Genomic DNA, 18100 nt, shown 5'->3' on the forward strand with positions numbered 1-18100 from the left:
ATGACTCACAGGTACGCGGCGTTGGCGTCTTGCAGATTGCCTTGGGCGCGTAATATCAATTCACAGAATTCTCGAGCAGCACCTTCACCACCACGGGCCTCGGTGATGCCGTGGGCGTGTTCGCGGACAAAACTCGCGGCGTTGGCAACGGCCATGCCCAGGCCGACCCGCACAATCACCGGCAGGTCGGGCAGATCGTCGCCCAGATAGGCGACCTGTTCATAGCTTAGGCCCAGTTGCGCGAGAAGCTCGTCGAGCACCGCAAGTTTGTCCTCGCGGCCTTGATAAAGGTGGGTAATCCCCAGGTTTTTGGCGCGATGCTGGACTGCCGGGCTAGTTCGACCACTGATAATGGCCATTGTCACACCGCTGGCTCGCAACATTTTCATGCCCTGGCCGTCGAGGGTGCTGAAACTCTTGAGCTCGCAGCCATCCTCAAGGAAATGCAGGCGTCCGTCCGTGAGCACGCCGTCGACGTCGAAGACCGCCAGCTTGACGGGCCTGGCGCGTTCGAGCAGGTCGTCAGCCATTACATCACCCCTGCGCGCAACAAGTCGTGCATGTTCAGGGCGCCTACCGGGCGGTCGTTGTCGTCGACCACCACCAGGGCGTTGATCTTGTTGTCTTCCATGATCTTCAGGGCTTGTGCGGCGAGCATGTCGGCCCGGGCGGTCTTGCCGTGAAGGGTCATGACCTCTTCGATTCTGGCGCTCTGGAAATCGATCGAGCGGTCCAGGGAGCGGCGCAGGTCGCCGTCGGTGAAAATCCCTGCCAGGGTGCCATTGGCTTCCAGGACCACGGTCATGCCCAGGCCCTTGCGGGTCATTTCCAGCAAGGCGTCCTTGAGCGGCGTGCCGCGCGCCACCTGCGGCAAGTCGGCACCGATGTGCATGACGTCTTCGACCTTCAGCAGCAGGCGGCGACCCAGCGCGCCACCCGGGTGGGAAAAGGCGAAGTCTTCGGCGGTAAAGCCCCGGGCTTCCAGCAGGGCCACTGCCAGGGCGTCGCCCATCACCAGCGCGGCGGTGGTTGATGAGGTGGGTGCCAGGTTCAGCGGGCAGGCTTCATGCTCGACATGCACATTGAGATTGACATCGGCGGCCTTGGCCAGCGCTGAGCCAGGATTGCCGGTCAGGCTGATCAACTGGATCCCCATGCGCTTGATCAGCGGCAGCAGGGTGATGATTTCGTGGGTCGAGCCGGAATTGGACAGGGCCAGGATGATGTCATCGCGGGTAATCATGCCCATGTCGCCGTGGCTGGCTTCGGCGGGGTGCACGAAAAAGGCCGTGGTGCCGGTGCTGGCCAGGGTCGCGGCAATCTTGTTGCCGATGTGCCCGGACTTGCCCATGCCGACTACCACCACTCGGCCTTTGCTGGACAGAATCAACTCGCAAGCGCGTACGAAGTCTGCGTCGATATGGGCCAGCAAGCCTTTGACGGCTTCCAGCTCGAGGCGGATCGTACGTTGTGCCGATTTGATCGGGTCGCTGGACTGGCTCATGTCTGAAGTCGAATAGCCTGGGAAAAGGTGGCGATTATAACGGTAATGATCAATTCCCTCACGTTAGTTCGTCACGCTTTGTGCGGGCTGCGTCACGGGAACCCTGCGATTAACCGGCTTTAACCTTAATTGAAGCTGAATGCGGCGGTCTTCGGCCTTGGGCGCCGTGGCTGGGCAGTGATATAGTTCGTCGCCTGTCCGGCCTGCCAAGGATGATATGTGCTCTCGTCGGAGGGTGCGGCGTCCGAGTGAGAGGCTTGCATCGCAAGGAGTTTAGATGAGTGCCGATAACGCCTACGCGGTCGAGCTTAAGGGAGTGTCCTTCAAGCGCGGCGCGCGCAGCATTTTCAACAATGTCGATATTCGCATACCACGCGGTAAGGTCACCGGCATCATGGGGCCTTCCGGTTGCGGGAAAACCACGCTGCTACGCCTGATGGGCGCGCAGTTGCGTCCTTCCAGTGGCGAAGTGTGGGTCAACGGCCAGAATTTGCCCAAGCTGTCGCGCAGCGATCTGTTCGATGCGCGCAAGCATATGGGCGTGCTGTTCCAGAGCGGAGCGCTGTTCACCGACCTCGATGTATTCGAGAACGTCGCGTTTCCGCTGCGCGTGCATACCCAGCTGCCCGAAGAAATGATCCGCGACATCGTCCTGATGAAACTGCAGGCGGTGGGTTTGCGCGGGGCTACCGAGTTGATGCCTGACGAACTGTCCGGCGGCATGAAGCGTCGTGTCGCGCTGGCCCGGGCGATTGCCCTGGACCCGGGCATCCTCATGTACGACGAGCCCTTCGTCGGCCAGGACCCCATCGCCATGGGGGTGCTGGTACGCATGATCCGCCTGCTCAACGATGCTCTGGGGATCACCAGCATCGTGGTTTCCCATGACCTGGCCGAAACCGCGAGCATCGCTGATTACCTGTATGTAGTCGGTGATGGCCAGGTACTGGGGCAGGGCACGCCCGCCGAACTGATGGATTCCGATAATCCGCGGATCCGCCAATTCATGAAAGGTGATCCGGACGGTCCGGTACCCTTCCATTTTCCAGCGACGGATTACCGCGCAGATCTTCTGGGGAAGCGCTGATGCGCAAGACTTCACTGATAGAGAGAGTGCGTCGATTCGGCCAGGGCGCCATCGACAGCGTCGCGGTGCTTGGCCGTTCGTCATTGTTCCTGTTTCACGCCTTGCTCGGGCGCGGCAGCGTCGGCGGCGGGTTCAGCCTGCTGATCAAGCAGCTGCACTCGGTTGGCGTGATGTCCCTGGTGATCATTGTGGTCTCGGGGATCTTCATCGGCATGGTGCTGGCGCTGCAAGGCTTCAACATCCTCTCCAGCTACGGTTCGGAGCAGGCGGTTGGGCAGATGGTGGCGCTGACCCTGTTGCGCGAGCTGGGGCCGGTGGTGACTGCTCTGCTGTTTGCCGGGCGCGCCGGTTCGGCGCTGACCGCGGAAATCGGCAACATGAAGTCCACCGAGCAGTTGTCCAGCCTGGAAATGATTGGCGTCGACCCGCTCAAGTACATCATTGCCCCAAGACTATGGGCCGGCTTCATTTCCCTGCCGCTGCTGGCGATGATTTTCAGCGTGGTCGGTATCTGGGGTGGTTCCTGGGTGGCTGTCGACTGGCTGGGCGTGTATGAAGGCTCTTACTGGTCGAACATGCAAAACAGCGTGACGTTCAATGGCGACGTGCTCAATGGTGTCATTAAAAGCATGGTCTTTGCCTTTGTCGTGACCTGGATCGCCGTATTCCAAGGCTATGACTGTGAGCCCACTTCAGAGGGGATCAGTCGTGCCACCACCAAGACCGTGGTGTATGCCTCATTGGCCATTCTCGGCCTGGACTTTATTCTGACCGCCTTGATGTTTGGAGATTTCTGATGCAAAACCGCACCCTGGAAATCGGTGTCGGCCTTTTCTTGCTGGCTGGCATCCTGGCTTTACTGTTGCTTGCTCTGCGGGTCAGTGGACTGTCCCCGGTGTCGAGCACCGACAGCTATAAACTTTATGCGTATTTCGACAATATCGCCGGTTTGACTGTCAGATCGAAAGTGACCATGGCCGGTGTGACCATCGGCAAGGTCACGGCAATCGATCTGGATCGCGACAGTTTCACCGGACGTGTGACGCTGCAGCTGGAAAAACGGGTAGATAACCTGCCGTCCGACTCCACTGCATCTATCCTCACCGCTGGCCTGTTGGGCGAGAAATACATCGGTATCAGCGTGGGCGGCGAAGAATCCTTGCTCAAGGATGGCGGGACCATCCATGACACGCAGTCCTCGCTGGTGCTCGAAGACCTGATCGGTAAATTCCTGCTCAATACTGTTAGTAAAGAAGCTAAATGAGGAGTTTTTCCATGATCTCTACCTTGCGACGTGGCCTGTTGGTACTGCTCGCGGCCTTGCCGCTGGTGGCTAACGCCGTGGCTGCGCCCTCTGCGCATGATCTGGTGCAGGATACGACCAGCCGGTTGCTCGCCGATCTGGCGGCCAACAAGGAAAAGTACAAGCAGGACCCGAAAGACTTCTACGCCGCGCTGAACAGCATTGTCGGGCCCGTGGTGGATGCCGAAGGCATCTCCAAGAGCATCATGACCGTCAAGTATTCGCGCAAAGCCACGCCGGCGCAGATGAAGACCTTCGAAGAGAACTTCAAGACTGGCCTGTTCCAGTTCTATGGCAATGCGCTGCTTGAGTACAACAACCAGGGCATCACCGTGGACCCGGCCAAGGACGAGTCGGGCGACCGCACCAGCGTCGGCATGACCGTCAAGGGCAGCAACGGCGCGATCTATCCAGTGTCCTACACCCTGGAAAAGATCAATGGCGAGTGGAAACTGCGCAACGTGATCATCAATGGCATCAACATTGGCAAGCTGTTCCGTGACCAGTTCGCCGACGCCATGCAACGCAACGGCAACGACCTGGACAAGACCATCAATGGTTGGGCCGGTGAAGTGGCCAAGGCCAAGGAAAACACCGAGAAGCAAAGCCAATGAGTGACTCGGCCGTGCGTTTGGGGGAGGCCGGTGAGCTGCTGCTCAGCGGAGTTCTCGATTACCGCTCCGGGCCAGTCCTGCGCAAGCAGGGCCAGGCCTTGATCAAATCGAGCACGGCACCTGCCGTGGTGCTCGATTGCGCCGGCGTGGAGAAATCCAGCAGCGTTGGCTTGTCCTTGCTGCTGGCGTTCATTCGTGATGCGGCAGCGGCCGGCAAGGCGGTGAGCATCCGTGCCCTGCCTGACGATATGCGTGAAATTGCTCAGGTCTCGGGTTTGACCGAGCTTTTGGCGCACCCTTAACTACCATCTATAAAGAAGCCCCCCGTCAGAGTCCTGCTATGCGGGGTTCGCAGGCGCGGGGCTTTTTTGTATGATGTCCGACCCGCGCGCACAGGGCGCCGATTGAGGTTTAGCATGCAGGCCGTAGAAGTGAAGAGCTTCCTTGAGGGAAAGCTTCCCGGAACTCAGGTAGAAGTTGAAGGCGAAGGCTGCAACTTTCAGCTGAACGTGATTAGCGATGAACTGGTGGCTTTGAGCCCGGTCAAGCGTCAGCAGAGCATCTATGCCCATTTGAACCCATGGATCGCCGATGGCAGCATCCACGCGGTCACTATGAAATTTTTCAGCAGCGCGGCCTGGGCCGAGCGCACCTGAGCCCAAGGGCGTCGAGATTCTTATGGATAAATTGATTATTACCGGCGGCGTTCGTCTTGATGGCGAAATCCGTATCTCCGGGGCAAAGAACTCTGCCCTGCCGATCCTGGCGGCAACGCTGCTGTGCGATGGCCCGGTGACGGTTGCCAACCTGCCGCACCTGCACGACATCACCACCATGATCGAGCTGTTCGGTCGCATGGGCATTGAGCCTGTGATCGACGAAAAACTCAGCGTCGAAATCGACCCACGTACCATCAAGACCCTGATCGCGCCGTACGAACTGGTGAAAACCATGCGTGCCTCGATCCTGGTGCTGGGGCCGATGGTTGCCCGTTTTGGCGAGGCCGAAGTGGCACTGCCTGGCGGTTGCGCCATCGGTTCGCGTCCGGTCGACCTGCACATCCGTGGCCTTGAAGCCATGGGCGCGACCATCGACGTGGAAGGCGGCTACATCAAGGCCAAGGCGCCAGAAGGCGGCTTGCGCGGGGCCAACTTCTTCTTCGATACCGTCAGTGTGACCGGTACCGAGAACATCATGATGGCCGCAGCACTGGCCAACGGCCGCAGCGTGCTGCAGAACGCCGCTCGTGAGCCGGAAGTCGTCGACCTGGCGAACTTCCTCAACGCCATGGGCGCCAACGTCCAGGGCGCTGGCACCGACACCATCACCATCGAAGGCGTGAAGCGCCTGGGCACTGCGACCTACCGCGTGATGCCGGACCGTATCGAAACCGGTACCTACCTGGTCGCGGCAGCCGTGACCGGCGGCCGGGTGAAGGTCAAGGACACCGATCCGACCATCCTCGAAGCGGTGCTGGAAAAACTTCGCGAAGCCGGTGCTGAAATCACCACGGGCGAAGACTGGATCGAGCTGAACATGCACGGCAAGCGACCGAAAGCGGTCAACGTGCGTACTGCTCCGTACCCGGCGTTTCCGACCGACATGCAGGCGCAGTTCATCTCCCTCAACGCTATTGCCGAAGGCACGGGCGCTGTGATCGAGACGATCTTCGAAAACCGTTTCATGCACGTCTACGAGCTGCACCGCATGGGCGCTCATATCCAGGTCGAAGGCAACACTGCCATCGTTACCGGCATCGACAAGCTCAAGGGCGCGCCAGTCATGGCCACCGACCTGCGTGCTTCGGCCAGCCTGGTGATTTCGGCGCTGGTAGCCGAAGGCGATACGCTGATCGATCGCATCTACCACATAGACCGTGGTTACGAGTGCATCGAAGAGAAGCTGCAGATGCTCGGCGCGAAGATCCGCCGCGTACCGGGCTAGTCGTTGCGTCAAGGGCACAGGGAGGTGCCCACAGATTTGTTGAAGTCGAGCCTGTTACGGGCTCGATCTGTGTCCGGCGCCGTTTGCGACCGGGCATCGTTGCCTGATAAGGACTGACGTTTCCCATGCTGACCATCGCACTGTCCAAGGGCCGCATCCTCGACGACACCCTGCCGCTTCTGGCTGAAGCGGGCATCGTGCCAACCGAGAATCCGGACAAGAGCCGCAAGCTGATCATCCCCACGACCCAGGCCGATGTGCGCTTGCTCATCGTGCGCGCCACTGATGTGCCGACCTACGTCGAGCATGGTGCCGCTGACCTGGGCGTCGCCGGTAAAGATGTGTTGATGGAATACGGCGGCCAGGGCCTCTACGAGCCGCTGGACCTGCAGATCGCCCAATGCAAGCTGATGACCGCCGGCAAAGTCGGTGCCATCGAGCCCAAGGGCCGCCTGCGGATCGCCACCAAGTTCGTCAACGTTGCCAAGCGTTACTACGCCGAGCAAGGCCGCCAGGTCGACATCATCAAGCTGTATGGCTCGATGGAACTGGCACCGCTGATCGGCCTGGCGGACAAGATCATCGACGTGGTCGATACCGGCAACACGCTGCGGGCCAACGGCCTGGAGCCACAGGAGTTCATTGCGGCGATCAGCTCCCGGCTGATCGTCAACAAGGCTTCGATGAAAATGCAACACGCCAGGATCCAGGCGTTGATCGACACCCTGCGCCAGGCAGTGGAGTCGCGACACCGCGGCTGATTCACTTGCGCGACGTTAAGTCGCGCCCGTCTATCCGCCTCATAGCCAGAATTCTCAGGTGCCCAAGCGGAACGACTGCTAGTTTAGGGCGCCTGAGTTTTTGCCATTCCTATGAGGCTCTCGCTATGACCGCACCGACTGCAATTCGCCGACTCAACGCTGCTGACCCGGATTTCGCGCATCATCTGGATCATCTGCTGAGCTGGGAAAGTGTGTCTGACGACTCGGTCAATCAGCGGGTGCTGGACATCATCAAGGCCGTGCGTGAGCGTGGCGATGCGGCACTGGTGGACTTTACCCGCCAGTTCGACGGCCTGGACGTGCAGTCCATGGCCGACCTGATCCTGCCGCGCGAGCGTCTGGAGCTGGCGCTCACCCGCATCTCCGTGCCTCAGCGCGAAGCGCTGGAAGTCGCCGCCGCCCGTGTGCGCAGCTACCACGAAAAGCAGAAGCAGGACTCCTGGAGCTACACCGAGGCCGATGGCACGGTGCTGGGCCAGAAAGTCACGCCGCTGGATCGCGCGGGCCTGTACGTGCCAGGCGGCAAGGCTTCCTACCCGTCTTCGGTGCTGATGAACGCGATTCCAGCCAAGGTCGCGGGTGTGCCCGAGGTGGTCATGGTGGTGCCGACGCCACGGGGCGAAATCAATGAGCTGGTGCTGGCCGCGGCCTGTATCGCCGGCGTCGACCGCGTGTTCACCATCGGTGGCGCTCAAGCCGTTGCCGCATTGGCTTACGGCACCGAAAGCGTGCCGCGGGTCGACAAGGTGGTCGGCCCGGGCAACATCTACGTTGCCACTGCCAAGCGCCACGTGTTTGGCCAGGTCGGTATCGACATGATTGCCGGGCCTTCGGAGATCCTCGTGGTGTGCGACGGCCAGACCGATCCGGACTGGATTGCCATGGACCTGTTTTCCCAGGCCGAGCACGACGAAGACGCCCAGGCCATCCTGGTCAGTCCCGACGCCGAATTCCTCGACCGGGTGGCGGCGAGCATCAGCAAGCTGCTGCCGACCATGGAACGTGCCGAGATCATCCAGACGTCGATCAACGGTCGTGGCGCACTGATCCAGGTGCGTGACATGCAACAAGCCATCGACGTAGCCAACCGCATCGCCCCGGAGCACCTGGAGTTGTCGGTGGCCGACCCGCAAGCCTGGCTGCCGCAGATTCGTCACGCTGGCGCGATCTTCATGGGGCGCCACACCTCTGAGGCCCTGGGCGATTATTGCGCCGGCCCCAACCACGTGCTGCCGACCTCCGGCACCGCGCGATTTTCCTCGCCGCTGGGGGTCTACGACTTCCAGAAGCGCTCGTCGATCATCTTCTGCTCCGAAGCGGGTGCCTCCGAGCTGGGTAAGACCGCCTCGATGCTGGCTCGCGGCGAGTCGTTGACTGCCCACGCCCGTAGCGCCGAATACCGCATCGTTGCCGATCAGGAAGGGAACTGAACATGAGTAAATTCTGGAGTGCGTTCGTCAAGGACCTGGTGCCCTACGTCCCGGGCGAGCAGCCGAAGCTGACCAAGCTGGTCAAGCTCAACACCAACGAAAACCCCTACGGTCCATCGCCCAAGGCGCTGGCCGCCATGCAGGTCGAGCTGAACGACAACCTGCGCCTGTACCCGGACCCCAACAGCGACCTGCTCAAGCAAGCCGTGGCCAGCTACTACGGCGTGCAGGGTAACCAGGTGTTCCTCGGTAACGGTTCCGACGAAGTCCTGGCCCACATCTTTCACGGCCTGCTGCAGCACGACAAGCCGCTGCTGTTCCCGGATATCAGCTACAGCTTCTATCCGGTGTACTGCGGCCTGTACGGCATCACCTTCGACGCGGTGCCACTGGACGAACAGTTCCAGATCAACCCGGCGCACTACGCGCGGCCGAACGGCGGGATCATCTTCCCCAACCCGAACGCGCCGACCGGCTGCCTGTTGGCCCTGGAGGCTGTCGAGCAGATCCTCAAGGCCAGCCCGGATTCCGTGGTGGTGGTGGATGAGGCCTACATCGACTTCGGCGGTGAGACGGCGATCAGCCTGGTGGACCGCTATCCGAACCTGCTGGTAACCCAGACCCTGTCCAAGTCGCGCTCGTTGGCCGGCTTGCGGGTTGGCCTGGCCGTCGGTCATCCGGACCTGATCGAGGCGTTGGAGCGGATCAAGAACAGCTTCAACTCCTACCCGTTGGATCGCCTGGCGATTGTCGGGGCGGCAGCGGCGTTCGAGGATCGCGAGTATTTCACCAAGACCTGCCAGTTGGTCATCGACAGTCGTGAGCAAGTGGTCGCGCAGTTGCAGGAAAAAGGCTTTGAGGTCCTGCCGTCGGCAGCCAACTTCATCTTCGCCCGTCACCCGCAACACGATGCGGCTGCACTGGCGGCGAAGTTGCGTGAGCAAGGGGTGATTGTCCGGCACTTCAAGCAGGAGCGGATTGCCCAGTTCCTGCGTATCTCCATCGGCACGCCGGAGCAGAACCAGGCGTTGATCGACGGCTTGGGCGACCTCTAAAGCACCGTTGCCCCCTGTAGGAGCAAGCCGCCAACGGGCGCTCGCTCCTACAAGGGTTTATATCAGGCGTTACTCTTGTTCCTTGACCATGGGTGCAGGAGGTGGGCGCAGGCCGATTTCTGCGGTCAGCTTGAGTTCCTTGCCATTGCGGATCACCTGGATGCTGACCTTGTCGGTAGGCTTGATGCGCGCCACCTGGTTCATCGAGCGCCGACCGTCGCCAGCCGGCTCACCGTCGATGCTCAGGATCACATCCCCCAGTTGCAGGCCGGCTTTCTGCGCCGGGCCGTCACGGAAAATCCCCGCCACTACAATGCCCGGACGCCCGGACAGGCCAAACGACTCTGCCAGTTCCTGGCTCAAGGGTTGCACTTCAATGCCCAGCCAGCCACGAATCACCTGGCCGTGCTCGATGATCGACTTCATCACTTCCATGGCCAGCTTGATCGGAATCGCGAAGCCGATGCCCTGGGAGCCGCCGGACTTGGAGAAGATCGCCGTGTTGATGCCAGTCAGGTTGCCGTTGGCGTCCACCAGTGCGCCACCGGAGTTGCCGGGGTTGATCGCCGCATCGGTCTGGATGAAGTCTTCGTAGTTGTTCAGGCCCAACTGGTTGCGTCCGGTGGCACTGATGATGCCCATGGTCACGGTCTGGCCGACGCCGAACGGGTTGCCGATGGCCAGTGCCACATCACCCACACGAATGCTTTCCGAGCGGCCGACGGTAATCGACGGCAGGTTCTTCAAGTCGATCTTGAGTACCGCCAGGTCGGTTTCCGGGTCACTGCCAATAACCCGGGCCAGGGTTTCGCGACCGTCCTTGAGCGCGACCACGATCTGGTCGGCGCCGGAGGTGACGTGGTTGTTGGTCAGCAAATAACCTTGCGAACTCATGATCACGCCCGAGCCGAGGCTCGATTCCATGCGCTTCTGCTTGGGCGCGTTATCGCCGAAGAAACGTCGGAACTGCGGGTCTTCGAACAGCGGGTGGCTGGTCTTGTTGACCACTTTGGTGGTGTAGAGGTTGACCACCGCGGGTGCGGCGATGACTACCGCGTCCGCGTAGGACACCGGGCCCTGCTGCGTCAGAGTGGTTTGCGGGGCCTGCTGCAGGTTCACATCCAGGTTCGGAAGCCCGACCCACTGTGGGTAACGCTGGATAATCAGCAACGCAATCAGCACGCCGGCCAATAGCGGCCAGCCAAAAAAACGCAGACCCTTGAGCATTGAACAAATCCTGGGAGGTTACGAGGGGCCAACGACGGCCCATAATGTCGCGCATTATACGAGGCCGCGCGTGCCTCTGAACGGGATATTTAGGAGTCTTTTATGGCCGTTGCCCTGAGCACCCTGGTAGCAGAAGCGGATCGTTACCTTGGCAGTTCGCGGATTGCCGATTATTGCCCCAATGGCCTGCAGGTCGAGGGGCGGCCGCAAGTCATGCGTATCGTCAGCGGCGTCACGGCCAGCCAGGCCTTGCTCGATGCCGCCGTCGAAGCCAGCGCCGACCTGATCCTGGTCCACCATGGCTACTTCTGGAAGGGCGAAAGCCCGTGCATCACCGGCATGAAGCAGCGCCGGCTCAAGACCCTGCTCAAACACGACATCAGCCTGCTGGCCTACCACCTGCCGCTGGACCTGCATCCGGAAGTGGGCAACAACGTGCAACTGGCCCGGCAACTGGAGATTACTGTGGAAGGCCCGCTGGACCCAGACAATGCCAAGGTGGTCGGGCTGGTCGGCTCCCTTGCCGAACCGATGACCGCCCGCGACTTTGCCCGCCACGTGCAGCAGGTCATGGGCCGCGAGCCGCTGTTGATCGAAGGCGAGCAGATGATCCGGCGAGTCGGCTGGTGCACCGGCGGCGGGCAGGGCTATATCGACCAGGCAGTGCAGGCCGGCGTCGACCTGTACCTGAGCGGTGAAGCGTCGGAGCAGACCTTCCACAGCGCCCGGGAAAACGGCATCAGTTTCGTCGCCGCCGGTCACCACGCCACCGAACGCTACGGCGTGCAGGCGCTGGGAGAATACCTGGCGCGTCGGTTTGCCCTGGAGCACATCTTCATCGACTGCCCGAATCCCATCTGACGAATCGCTTTCTTTGTAGGAGCGAGCCTGCTCGCGATGGTCGTCAACGATAACGCAGGAAGCCTGACATCCCGCAGTGTTCTCAGGTTCATCGCGAGCAAGCTCGCTCCTACAGGGGGCGCGGATCACCCGAACGCGACGGTATATTGATATACCCTTTCGATCTAGTTGGCGTCCTGATTAGAAGGGGTCGCTGTGCTAGGATTCCCCGCTCGAACACGGCCCGGTGGCCGTTCATAAGAAAGTTTTCGTGAGTAGCCATGGTCGACAAACTGACGCATCTGAAACAGCTGGAGGCGGAAAGCATCCACATCATCCGCGAGGTGGCCGCCGAGTTCGATAACCCGGTGATGCTGTACTCCATCGGTAAAGACTCCGCCGTGATGCTGCACCTGGCACGCAAGGCGTTCTTCCCGGGCAAGCTGCCGTTTCCGGTGATGCACGTCGACACCCAGTGGAAATTCCAGGAGATGTACAGCTTCCGTGACAAAATGGTCGCCGAGCTGGGCCTGGACCTGATCACCCACGTCAACCCGGACGGTGTTGCGCAGGGCATCAACCCATTCACCCACGGCAGTGCCAAACACACCGACATCATGAAGACCGAAGGCCTGAAACAGGCTTTGGACAAGCATGGTTTCGACGCCGCCTTCGGTGGTGCGCGCCGCGATGAAGAGAAATCCCGCGCCAAGGAGCGCGTGTACTCGTTCCGCGACAGCAAGCACCGCTGGGACCCGAAAAACCAGCGCCCCGAGCTGTGGAACGTTTACAACGGCAAGGTCAACAAGGGCGAGTCGATCCGCGTCTTCCCACTGTCGAACTGGACCGAGCTGGATATCTGGCAGTACATCTACCTGGAAGGCATCCCGATCGTGCCGCTGTACTTCGCCGCCGAACGCGAGGTCATCGAGAAAAATGGCACGCTGATCATGATCGACGACGAGCGCATCCTCGAACACCTGAGCGATGAAGACAAAGCCCGCATCGTCAAAAAGAAAGTGCGTTTCCGTACCCTTGGTTGCTACCCGTTGACGGGCGCGGTGGAGTCCGAGGCTGAAAGCCTTACGGACATCATTCAGGAAATGCTCCTGACGCGAACTTCCGAGCGCCAGGGCCGTGTCATCGACCACGATGGCGCCGGCTCGATGGAAGACAAAAAACGTCAAGGTTATTTCTAAGGGGCTGTCATGTCGCATCAATCTGATTTGATCAGCGAGGACATCCTCGCCTACCTGGGCCAGCACGAACGTAAAGAACTGCTGCGTTTCCTGACCTGCGGTAACGTCGATGACGGCAAGAGCACCCTGATCGGGCGCCTGCTGCACGACTCCAAGATGATCTACGAAGACCATCTGGAAGCCATTACCCGCGACTCGAAAAAAGTCGGCACCACCGGTGACGATATCGACCTGGCATTGCTGGTCGACGGCCTGCAGGCTGAGCGCGAGCAAGGCATCACCATCGATGTCGCGTACCGCTACTTCTCCACCGCCAAACGCAAATTCATCATTGCCGATACCCCGGGCCATGAGCAGTACACCCGCAACATGGCCACCGGCGCGTCGACCTGTGACCTGGCGATCATCCTGGTGGACGCCCGCTACGGCGTGCAGACCCAGACCCGTCGCCACAGCTTCATCGCATCCCTGCTGGGCATCAAGCACATCGTCGTGGCCATCAACAAGATGGACCTCAAGGACTTCGACCAGGGCGTGTTCGAGTCGATCAAGGCCGACTACCTGCAGTTCGCCGAAGGCTTGAAGCTCAAGCCCACCAGCATGCACTTTGTGCCGATGTCAGCCCTCAAGGGCGACAACGTGGTGAACAAGTCCGAGCGTTCGCCGTGGTACACCGGCCAGTCGCTGATGGAAATCCTCGAGACCGTTGAAGTGGCGGGCGACCGTAACTTCACCGACCTGCGTTTCCCGGTGCAGTACGTCAACCGTCCCAACCTGAACTTCCGCGGTTTCGCCGGCACCTTGGCCAGCGGTATCGTCAAGAAAGGCGACGAAATCGTGGTCCTGCCTTCGGGCAAGAGCAGCCGCGTCAAATCCATCGTCACCTTCGAAGGTGAGCTGGAGCACGCCGGTCCTGGCCAGGCGGTCACCCTGACCATGGAAGACGAGATCGACATCTCCCGTGGCGACCTGCTGGTACATGCCGACAACGTGCCGCCGGTGACCGACAGCTTCGAAGCCATGCTGGTGTGGATGGCTGAAGAGCCGATGCTGCCGGGCAAGAAGTACGACATCAAGCGCGCCACCAGCTACGTGCCAGGCTCCATTGCCAGCATCGTCAACAAGGTCGACGTCAACACCCTGGAAGAAGGCCCGGCCAGTGCGTTGCAACTGAACGAAATCGGCAAGGTCAGGATCGCGCTCGATGCGCCGATCGCCCTCGACGGTTACGAAAGCAACCGCACCACCGGCGCGTTCATCATCATCGACCGCTTGACCAACGGCACCGTGGGCGCCGGCATGATCGTCGCCCAACCGGTGGCGCACGGCAGTGCTACCCACCACGGCAAACTGGCGCACGTGGCCACAGAAGAACGTGCCCAGCGCTTCGGCCAGCAGCCGGCCACCGTGCTGTTCAGCGGCCTGTCGGGCGCGGGCAAGAGCACCCTGGCCTATGCGGTCGAGCGCAAGCTGTTCGACATGGGCCGTGCGGTGTTCGTGCTCGATGGCCAGAACCTGCGTCACGACCTGAACAAAGGCCTGCCGCAGGATCGCGCCGGGCGCACCGAGAACTGGCGTCGTGCGGCGCATGTTGCCCGGCAGTTCAACGAAGCCGGCCTGCTGACCCTGGCGGCCTTCGTGGCGCCGAGTTCCGAAGGTCGTGAGCAGGCCAAGGACCTGATCGGCAAGGACCGTCTGCTGACGGTCTACGTCCAGGCTTCGCCGGCGGTCTGCGCCGAACGTGATCCACAGGGCCTGTATGCGGCGGCCGGGGATAACATCCCGGGCGAGTCCTTCCCGTACGACGTGCCGTTGGACGCCGACCTGGTGGTCGACACCCAGGCGCTGTCGCTGGAAGACAGCGTCAAGCAGGTGCTGGATCTGCTGCGTAGCCGCGGCGCGATCTAAGACAGGAGCAGCGGCAAGTTTCTAGCTTCATGCTGCAAGGAAAAGCCCCCAGACAAGTGATTGTCTGGGGGCTTTTTTGTGTCTGTTCTGACCCCATCGCGGGCAAGCCCGCTCCCACAAGGTATGTGGTGTACGCGAAACCTGTGGGAGCGGGCTTGCCCGCGATGAGGTCAGAACAGGCACCCGATTAGTTTGCCGGATATTCCCGATGCATCTGCGCGAGCAGAGCATCCTTGTCCTGCCACAACTGATTGATCCAGCCCTGGAACTGCAAGCGGTAGGCGCCATCCTGCTCGTAGTTCTTGCCAATGAACTGCGCCGGGATCGACAGCTCCTGGAAATGCACCACCACCTCCTTCACGTTGCCACACAGCAGGTCCCAGAAACCCGGGCGCCCGGCGGGGTAGTGAATGGTCACATTGACCACTGATTCAAGCTGCTCGCCCATGGCGTCCAGCACAAAGGCAATCCCGCCGGCCTTGGGCTTGAGCAGGTAGCGGAACGGTGATTGCTGCTGTTTGTGCTTGGCCTCGGTGAAGCGCGTGCCCTCGGCGAAGTTGAACATGCCCACCGGATTGTTGCGAAATTTCGCACAGGTCTTGCGGGTGGTTTCCAGGTCCTTGCCTTTCTTCTCCGGGTGTTTTTCCAGGTAGGCCTTGGAGTAGCGCTTCATGAACGGAAAGCCCAGGGCCCACCAGGCCAGGCCAATTACCGGGACCCAGATCAACTCCTGCTTGAGGAAAAATTTCAGCGGGCGGATTTTCCGGTTCAACAGGTACTGCAGCACCATGATGTCGACCCAGCTCTGGTGGTTGCTGGTGATCAGGTACGAGTGCTGGTAGTCCAGGCCTTCAAGGCCGCTGAGGTGCCAGCGGGTGCGGCAGACCAGCCGCATCCAAGCCTTGTTGTTACTGATCCAGGCCTCATGGGTGTGGTTCATCAGCCAGGCGGTGAAGCGCTGGGTGAGGGCGAATGGCAGGACCTTGAAGATCGCCACGCAGAACAGGAACGAACACAACAGCAGGGTGTTGAGTGCCAGTAGCAGCGCAGCGATCACGCCACGCACGGCGCCAGGGAGAAAATCCAGCATTTAGAGATCCATAGGTCGGTTGGCGGCCTGAATCGCGGTCAGGGCGATGGTGTAGACGATGTCGTCGACCTGCGCGCCGCGCGGCAAGTCGTTCACCGGTTTGCGCAGGCCTTGCAGCATCGGCCCGAGGCTGACGCAATCGGCACTGCGCTGCACGGCCTTGTGGGTGGTGTTGCCACTGTTGAGGTCGGGGAAAATGAACACCGTGGCGCGCCCGGCTACCTGGCTGTTGGGGGCCAGTTGTCGCGCGACGTCTGCGTTGGCGGCGGCGTCGTACTGCAGCGGCCCGTCGATCAGCAGCGAATTTTGCGCTTCGTGGGCCAATAGCGTGGCCTCGCGTACTTTCTCCACTTCTTCGCCGCTGGCCGAGTCGCCACTGGAGTAGCTGAGCATCGCCACCCGTGGCGTGATGCCGAAGGCGGCGGCGGAGTCGGCGCTTTGCAGGGCGATTTCCGCCAGCTCGCTGGCGCTGGGGTGCGGGTTCATGATGCAGTCGCCGTAGACCAGCACTTCCTCTGGAAACAGCATGAAGAACACCGAGGACACCAAGGTGCAGCCCGGTGCGGTTTTAATCAGTTGCAGGGCAGGGCGGATGGTATTGGCGGTGGAGTGAATGACCCCGGACACCAGCCCGTCGACCTCGTCCAGCGCCAGCATCATGGTGCCGATCACCACGGTGTCTTCCAGTTGCTGCTCGGCCATCGGCGCATTGAGGCTCTTGGTCTTGCGCAGGGCAACCATCGGTTCGACATACCGGTCGCGGATCAGGTCCGGGTCGAGAATCTCCAGGCCAGGCGGCAACTCGATGCCCTGGGCGCGCGCCACAGCCTCGACGTCCGCCGGTTTGGCCAGCAACACGCATCGGGCAATGCCGCGAGCCTGACAGATGGCTGCCGCCTGCACGGTCAGAGGCTCGCTGCCCTCGGGCAGGACGATGCGCTTATTGGCTGCCTGGGCGCGCTGGATCAACTGATAGCGGAACACCGCGGGCGACAGGCGCATTTCTCGCGGCGTACCGCAGCGCTGGTGCAGCCAGTTGGCGTCGAGGTGACTGGCGACGAAGTCAGTGATGATTTCCGCGCGCTCGCGGTCATCGATCGGGATTTCCTTGTTCAGGCCGTTCAACTGGTTGGCGGTGTCGTAGGAGCCGCTGCTCACCGACAGCACCGGCAAGCCGGCCTGCAATGCACCGCGGCACAGGTCCATGATGCGCGGGTCTGGCAGGGTGTCACTGGTCAGCAGCAGGCCGGCCAGCGGCACGCCGTTCATCGCCGCCAGGCTGACGGCCAGGATGATGTCGTCGCGATCTCCCGGGGTCACCACCAGCACGCCGGGCTTGAGCAGCTCCACGGTGTTACGCATGGTCCGCGCACAAATGATGATCTTGGTCATGCGCCGGGTTTCGAAGTCGCCGGCGTTGAGCACTTGCGCGCCCATCAGGTCGGCCACATCGCGGGTACGCGGGGCGTTGAGCTCCGGCTGGAACGGGATACAGCCGAGCAGCCGGAAGTCACCGCTGCGCAGCAACGGCGAGTGTTCTTTCAGGCGCGCGGCGAAGGCCTCCATGCTTTCCTCGGTCTTGACCTTGTTGAGGATCACGCCGAGGACTTTCGGGTCTTTCGGGCCGCCGAACAGTTGCGCCTGCAACTCGACGCGCCCGGACAGTTCGGTGAGCACTTCGTTTTCCGGCGCCGAGACCAGGATCACCTCGGCATCCAGGCTTTTGGCCAGGTGCAGGTTGACCCGGGCGGCATAGCTGGCGCTTCGGGTCGGCACCATGCCTTCGACGATCAGCACGTCCTTGCCGATGGCGGCTTGCTGGTACAGGGTGATGATTTCTTCCAGCAGTTCGTCCAGTTGGCCGTCGCCGAGCATCCGCTCGACATGCGCCAGGCCCAACGGTTGAGGCGGCTTCAGGCCATGGGTACGGGCCACCAGTTCGGTGGAGCGTTCAGGCCCGGTGTCGCCGGGGTGCGGCTGGGCAATCGGTTTGAAGAAGCCGACTTTCAACCCAGCACGTTCCAGGGTACGCACCAGCCCGAGGCTGATGGAAGTCAGGCCCACACCAAAATCGGTGGGTGCGATAAAAAAAGTTTGCATGCGGATTCTCTAGAGGT

At 61.3% G+C, this 18100-nt stretch carries 18 protein-coding genes; 13 read left to right on the forward strand and 5 right to left on the reverse strand.

The features are described from left to right. Window positions 1-5: 5 nt before the first annotated feature. Window positions 6-530, reverse strand: a complete 525-nt coding sequence (locus QMK50_RS18190; protein WP_320333658.1) for an HAD family hydrolase — start codon at window positions 528-530, stop codon at window positions 6-8. After that, window positions 530-1504, reverse strand: a complete 975-nt coding sequence (locus QMK50_RS18195; protein ID WP_320333659.1) for a KpsF/GutQ family sugar-phosphate isomerase — start codon at window positions 1502-1504, stop codon at window positions 530-532. The genes QMK50_RS18190 and QMK50_RS18195 overlap by 1 nt, the downstream gene beginning before the upstream one ends. A gap of 277 nt (window positions 1505-1781) precedes the next feature. Between QMK50_RS18195 and QMK50_RS18200 the strand changes: the two genes are divergently transcribed. The 10 genes from QMK50_RS18200 (at window position 1782) to hisC (ending at window position 9719) form a co-directional block, all read left to right on the forward strand. Next, window positions 1782-2591: an ATP-binding cassette domain-containing protein gene (locus QMK50_RS18200; protein ID WP_320333660.1), complete on the forward strand. Its 810-nt coding sequence runs from the start codon at window positions 1782-1784 to the stop codon at window positions 2589-2591. Continuing rightward, window positions 2591-3388 carry a lipid asymmetry maintenance ABC transporter permease subunit MlaE gene (mlaE, locus tag QMK50_RS18205; protein ID WP_320333661.1) on the forward strand — a complete coding sequence of 266 codons (798 nt, stop codon included), beginning with the start codon at window positions 2591-2593 and terminating at the stop codon, window positions 3386-3388. Before QMK50_RS18200 ends, mlaE begins: the two co-directional genes overlap by 1 nt. Next, a complete protein-coding gene (gene mlaD / locus QMK50_RS18210; protein WP_027618532.1) occupies window positions 3388-3855 on the forward strand; it encodes an outer membrane lipid asymmetry maintenance protein MlaD in 468 nt (155 codons plus the stop codon). Before mlaE ends, mlaD begins: the two co-directional genes overlap by 1 nt. Before the next feature lie 11 nt (window positions 3856-3866). Beyond that, window positions 3867-4508 carry a phospholipid-binding protein MlaC gene (locus tag QMK50_RS18215; protein WP_159993784.1) on the forward strand — a complete coding sequence of 214 codons (642 nt, stop codon included), beginning with the start codon at window positions 3867-3869 and terminating at the stop codon, window positions 4506-4508. Continuing rightward, window positions 4505-4810: a lipid asymmetry maintenance protein MlaB gene (locus QMK50_RS18220; protein WP_095169360.1), complete on the forward strand. Its 306-nt coding sequence runs from the start codon at window positions 4505-4507 to the stop codon at window positions 4808-4810. The genes QMK50_RS18215 and QMK50_RS18220 overlap by 4 nt, the downstream gene beginning before the upstream one ends. 114 nt (window positions 4811-4924) lie before the next feature. Further along, window positions 4925-5164, forward strand: a complete 240-nt coding sequence (locus tag QMK50_RS18225) for a BolA family protein (RefSeq protein ID WP_003439919.1) — start codon at window positions 4925-4927, stop codon at window positions 5162-5164. A gap of 22 nt (window positions 5165-5186) precedes the next feature. Next, window positions 5187-6452, forward strand: coding sequence for a UDP-N-acetylglucosamine 1-carboxyvinyltransferase (murA, locus tag QMK50_RS18230; RefSeq protein WP_095169361.1), 1266 nt, complete (start codon window positions 5187-5189; stop codon window positions 6450-6452). Between the two features lie 125 nt (window positions 6453-6577). Beyond that, window positions 6578-7213, forward strand: a complete 636-nt coding sequence (gene hisG / locus QMK50_RS18235) for an ATP phosphoribosyltransferase (RefSeq protein ID WP_095169362.1) — start codon at window positions 6578-6580, stop codon at window positions 7211-7213. Between the two features lie 125 nt (window positions 7214-7338). Next, on the forward strand, window positions 7339-8664 hold the full coding sequence (gene hisD / locus QMK50_RS18240) for a histidinol dehydrogenase (RefSeq protein WP_320333662.1): 1326 nt from the start codon (window positions 7339-7341) through the stop codon (window positions 8662-8664). A 2-nt stretch (window positions 8665-8666) separates the two neighbouring features. Then, window positions 8667-9719, forward strand: a complete 1053-nt coding sequence (gene hisC, locus QMK50_RS18245) for a histidinol-phosphate transaminase (RefSeq protein WP_320333663.1) — start codon at window positions 8667-8669, stop codon at window positions 9717-9719. A 69-nt stretch (window positions 9720-9788) separates the two neighbouring features. Here the strand turns inward: hisC and algW are convergent, their stop codons facing one another. Next, window positions 9789-10946 carry a Do family serine endopeptidase AlgW gene (gene algW, locus QMK50_RS18250; protein WP_095169365.1) on the reverse strand — a complete coding sequence of 386 codons (1158 nt, stop codon included), beginning with the start codon at window positions 10944-10946 and terminating at the stop codon, window positions 9789-9791. A gap of 102 nt (window positions 10947-11048) precedes the next feature. Between algW and QMK50_RS18255 the strand changes: the two genes are divergently transcribed. The 3 genes from QMK50_RS18255 (at window position 11049) to cysN (ending at window position 14893) form a co-directional block, all read left to right on the forward strand. Further along, complete coding sequence (locus QMK50_RS18255; RefSeq protein WP_159993788.1) at window positions 11049-11807, forward strand: Nif3-like dinuclear metal center hexameric protein; 759 nt, start codon at window positions 11049-11051, stop codon at window positions 11805-11807. 260 nt (window positions 11808-12067) lie between these two features. Then, window positions 12068-12985, forward strand: a complete 918-nt coding sequence (cysD, locus tag QMK50_RS18265) for a sulfate adenylyltransferase subunit CysD (protein ID WP_060542996.1) — start codon at window positions 12068-12070, stop codon at window positions 12983-12985. A gap of 9 nt (window positions 12986-12994) precedes the next feature. Continuing rightward, the gene (gene cysN / locus QMK50_RS18270; RefSeq protein ID WP_159993790.1) at window positions 12995-14893 is read left to right on the forward strand and encodes a sulfate adenylyltransferase subunit CysN; all 1899 of its coding nucleotides are present in this window, start codon (window positions 12995-12997) and stop codon (window positions 14891-14893) included. A gap of 187 nt (window positions 14894-15080) precedes the next feature. Here cysN and QMK50_RS18275 read toward each other — a convergent pair whose 3' ends face one another. Together QMK50_RS18275 and pta are read right to left on the reverse strand one after the other, a co-directional pair. Continuing rightward, window positions 15081-15983: an acyltransferase gene (locus QMK50_RS18275; protein ID WP_320333664.1), complete on the reverse strand. Its 903-nt coding sequence runs from the start codon at window positions 15981-15983 to the stop codon at window positions 15081-15083. Beyond that, window positions 15984-18083: a phosphate acetyltransferase gene (gene pta / locus QMK50_RS18280; RefSeq protein WP_095169369.1), complete on the reverse strand. Its 2100-nt coding sequence runs from the start codon at window positions 18081-18083 to the stop codon at window positions 15984-15986. Window positions 18084-18100: the final 17 nt, after the last annotated feature.

The sequence above is a fragment of the Pseudomonas sp. P5_152 genome (assembly GCF_033989915.1).
Lineage (GTDB): Bacteria > Pseudomonadota > Gammaproteobacteria > Pseudomonadales > Pseudomonadaceae > Aquipseudomonas.

What these genes read in the sequence shown, in the direction of transcription:
- QMK50_RS18190 (WP_320333658.1), bottom strand. Translation starts at nt 530, where the DNA reads ATGGCTGACGACCTGCTCGAACGCGCCAGGCCCGTCAAGCTGGCGGTC.
- QMK50_RS18195 (WP_320333659.1), bottom strand. Translation starts at nt 1,504, where the DNA reads ATGAGCCAGTCCAGCGACCCGATCAAATCGGCACAACGTACGATCCGC.
- QMK50_RS18200 (WP_320333660.1), top strand. Translation starts at nt 1,782, where the DNA reads ATGAGTGCCGATAACGCCTACGCGGTCGAGCTTAAGGGAGTGTCCTTC.
- mlaE (WP_320333661.1), top strand. Translation starts at nt 2,591, where the DNA reads ATGCGCAAGACTTCACTGATAGAGAGAGTGCGTCGATTCGGCCAGGGC.
- mlaD (WP_027618532.1), top strand. Translation starts at nt 3,388, where the DNA reads ATGCAAAACCGCACCCTGGAAATCGGTGTCGGCCTTTTCTTGCTGGCT.
- QMK50_RS18215 (WP_159993784.1), top strand. Translation starts at nt 3,867, where the DNA reads ATGATCTCTACCTTGCGACGTGGCCTGTTGGTACTGCTCGCGGCCTTG.
- QMK50_RS18220 (WP_095169360.1), top strand. Translation starts at nt 4,505, where the DNA reads ATGAGTGACTCGGCCGTGCGTTTGGGGGAGGCCGGTGAGCTGCTGCTC.
- QMK50_RS18225 (WP_003439919.1), top strand. Translation starts at nt 4,925, where the DNA reads ATGCAGGCCGTAGAAGTGAAGAGCTTCCTTGAGGGAAAGCTTCCCGGA.
- murA (WP_095169361.1), top strand. Translation starts at nt 5,187, where the DNA reads ATGGATAAATTGATTATTACCGGCGGCGTTCGTCTTGATGGCGAAATC.
- hisG (WP_095169362.1), top strand. Translation starts at nt 6,578, where the DNA reads ATGCTGACCATCGCACTGTCCAAGGGCCGCATCCTCGACGACACCCTG.
- hisD (WP_320333662.1), top strand. Translation starts at nt 7,339, where the DNA reads ATGACCGCACCGACTGCAATTCGCCGACTCAACGCTGCTGACCCGGAT.
- hisC (WP_320333663.1), top strand. Translation starts at nt 8,667, where the DNA reads ATGAGTAAATTCTGGAGTGCGTTCGTCAAGGACCTGGTGCCCTACGTC.
- algW (WP_095169365.1), bottom strand. Translation starts at nt 10,946, where the DNA reads ATGCTCAAGGGTCTGCGTTTTTTTGGCTGGCCGCTATTGGCCGGCGTG.
- QMK50_RS18255 (WP_159993788.1), top strand. Translation starts at nt 11,049, where the DNA reads ATGGCCGTTGCCCTGAGCACCCTGGTAGCAGAAGCGGATCGTTACCTT.
- cysD (WP_060542996.1), top strand. Translation starts at nt 12,068, where the DNA reads ATGGTCGACAAACTGACGCATCTGAAACAGCTGGAGGCGGAAAGCATC.
- cysN (WP_159993790.1), top strand. Translation starts at nt 12,995, where the DNA reads ATGTCGCATCAATCTGATTTGATCAGCGAGGACATCCTCGCCTACCTG.
- QMK50_RS18275 (WP_320333664.1), bottom strand. Translation starts at nt 15,983, where the DNA reads ATGCTGGATTTTCTCCCTGGCGCCGTGCGTGGCGTGATCGCTGCGCTG.
- pta (WP_095169369.1), bottom strand. Translation starts at nt 18,083, where the DNA reads ATGCAAACTTTTTTTATCGCACCCACCGATTTTGGTGTGGGCCTGACT.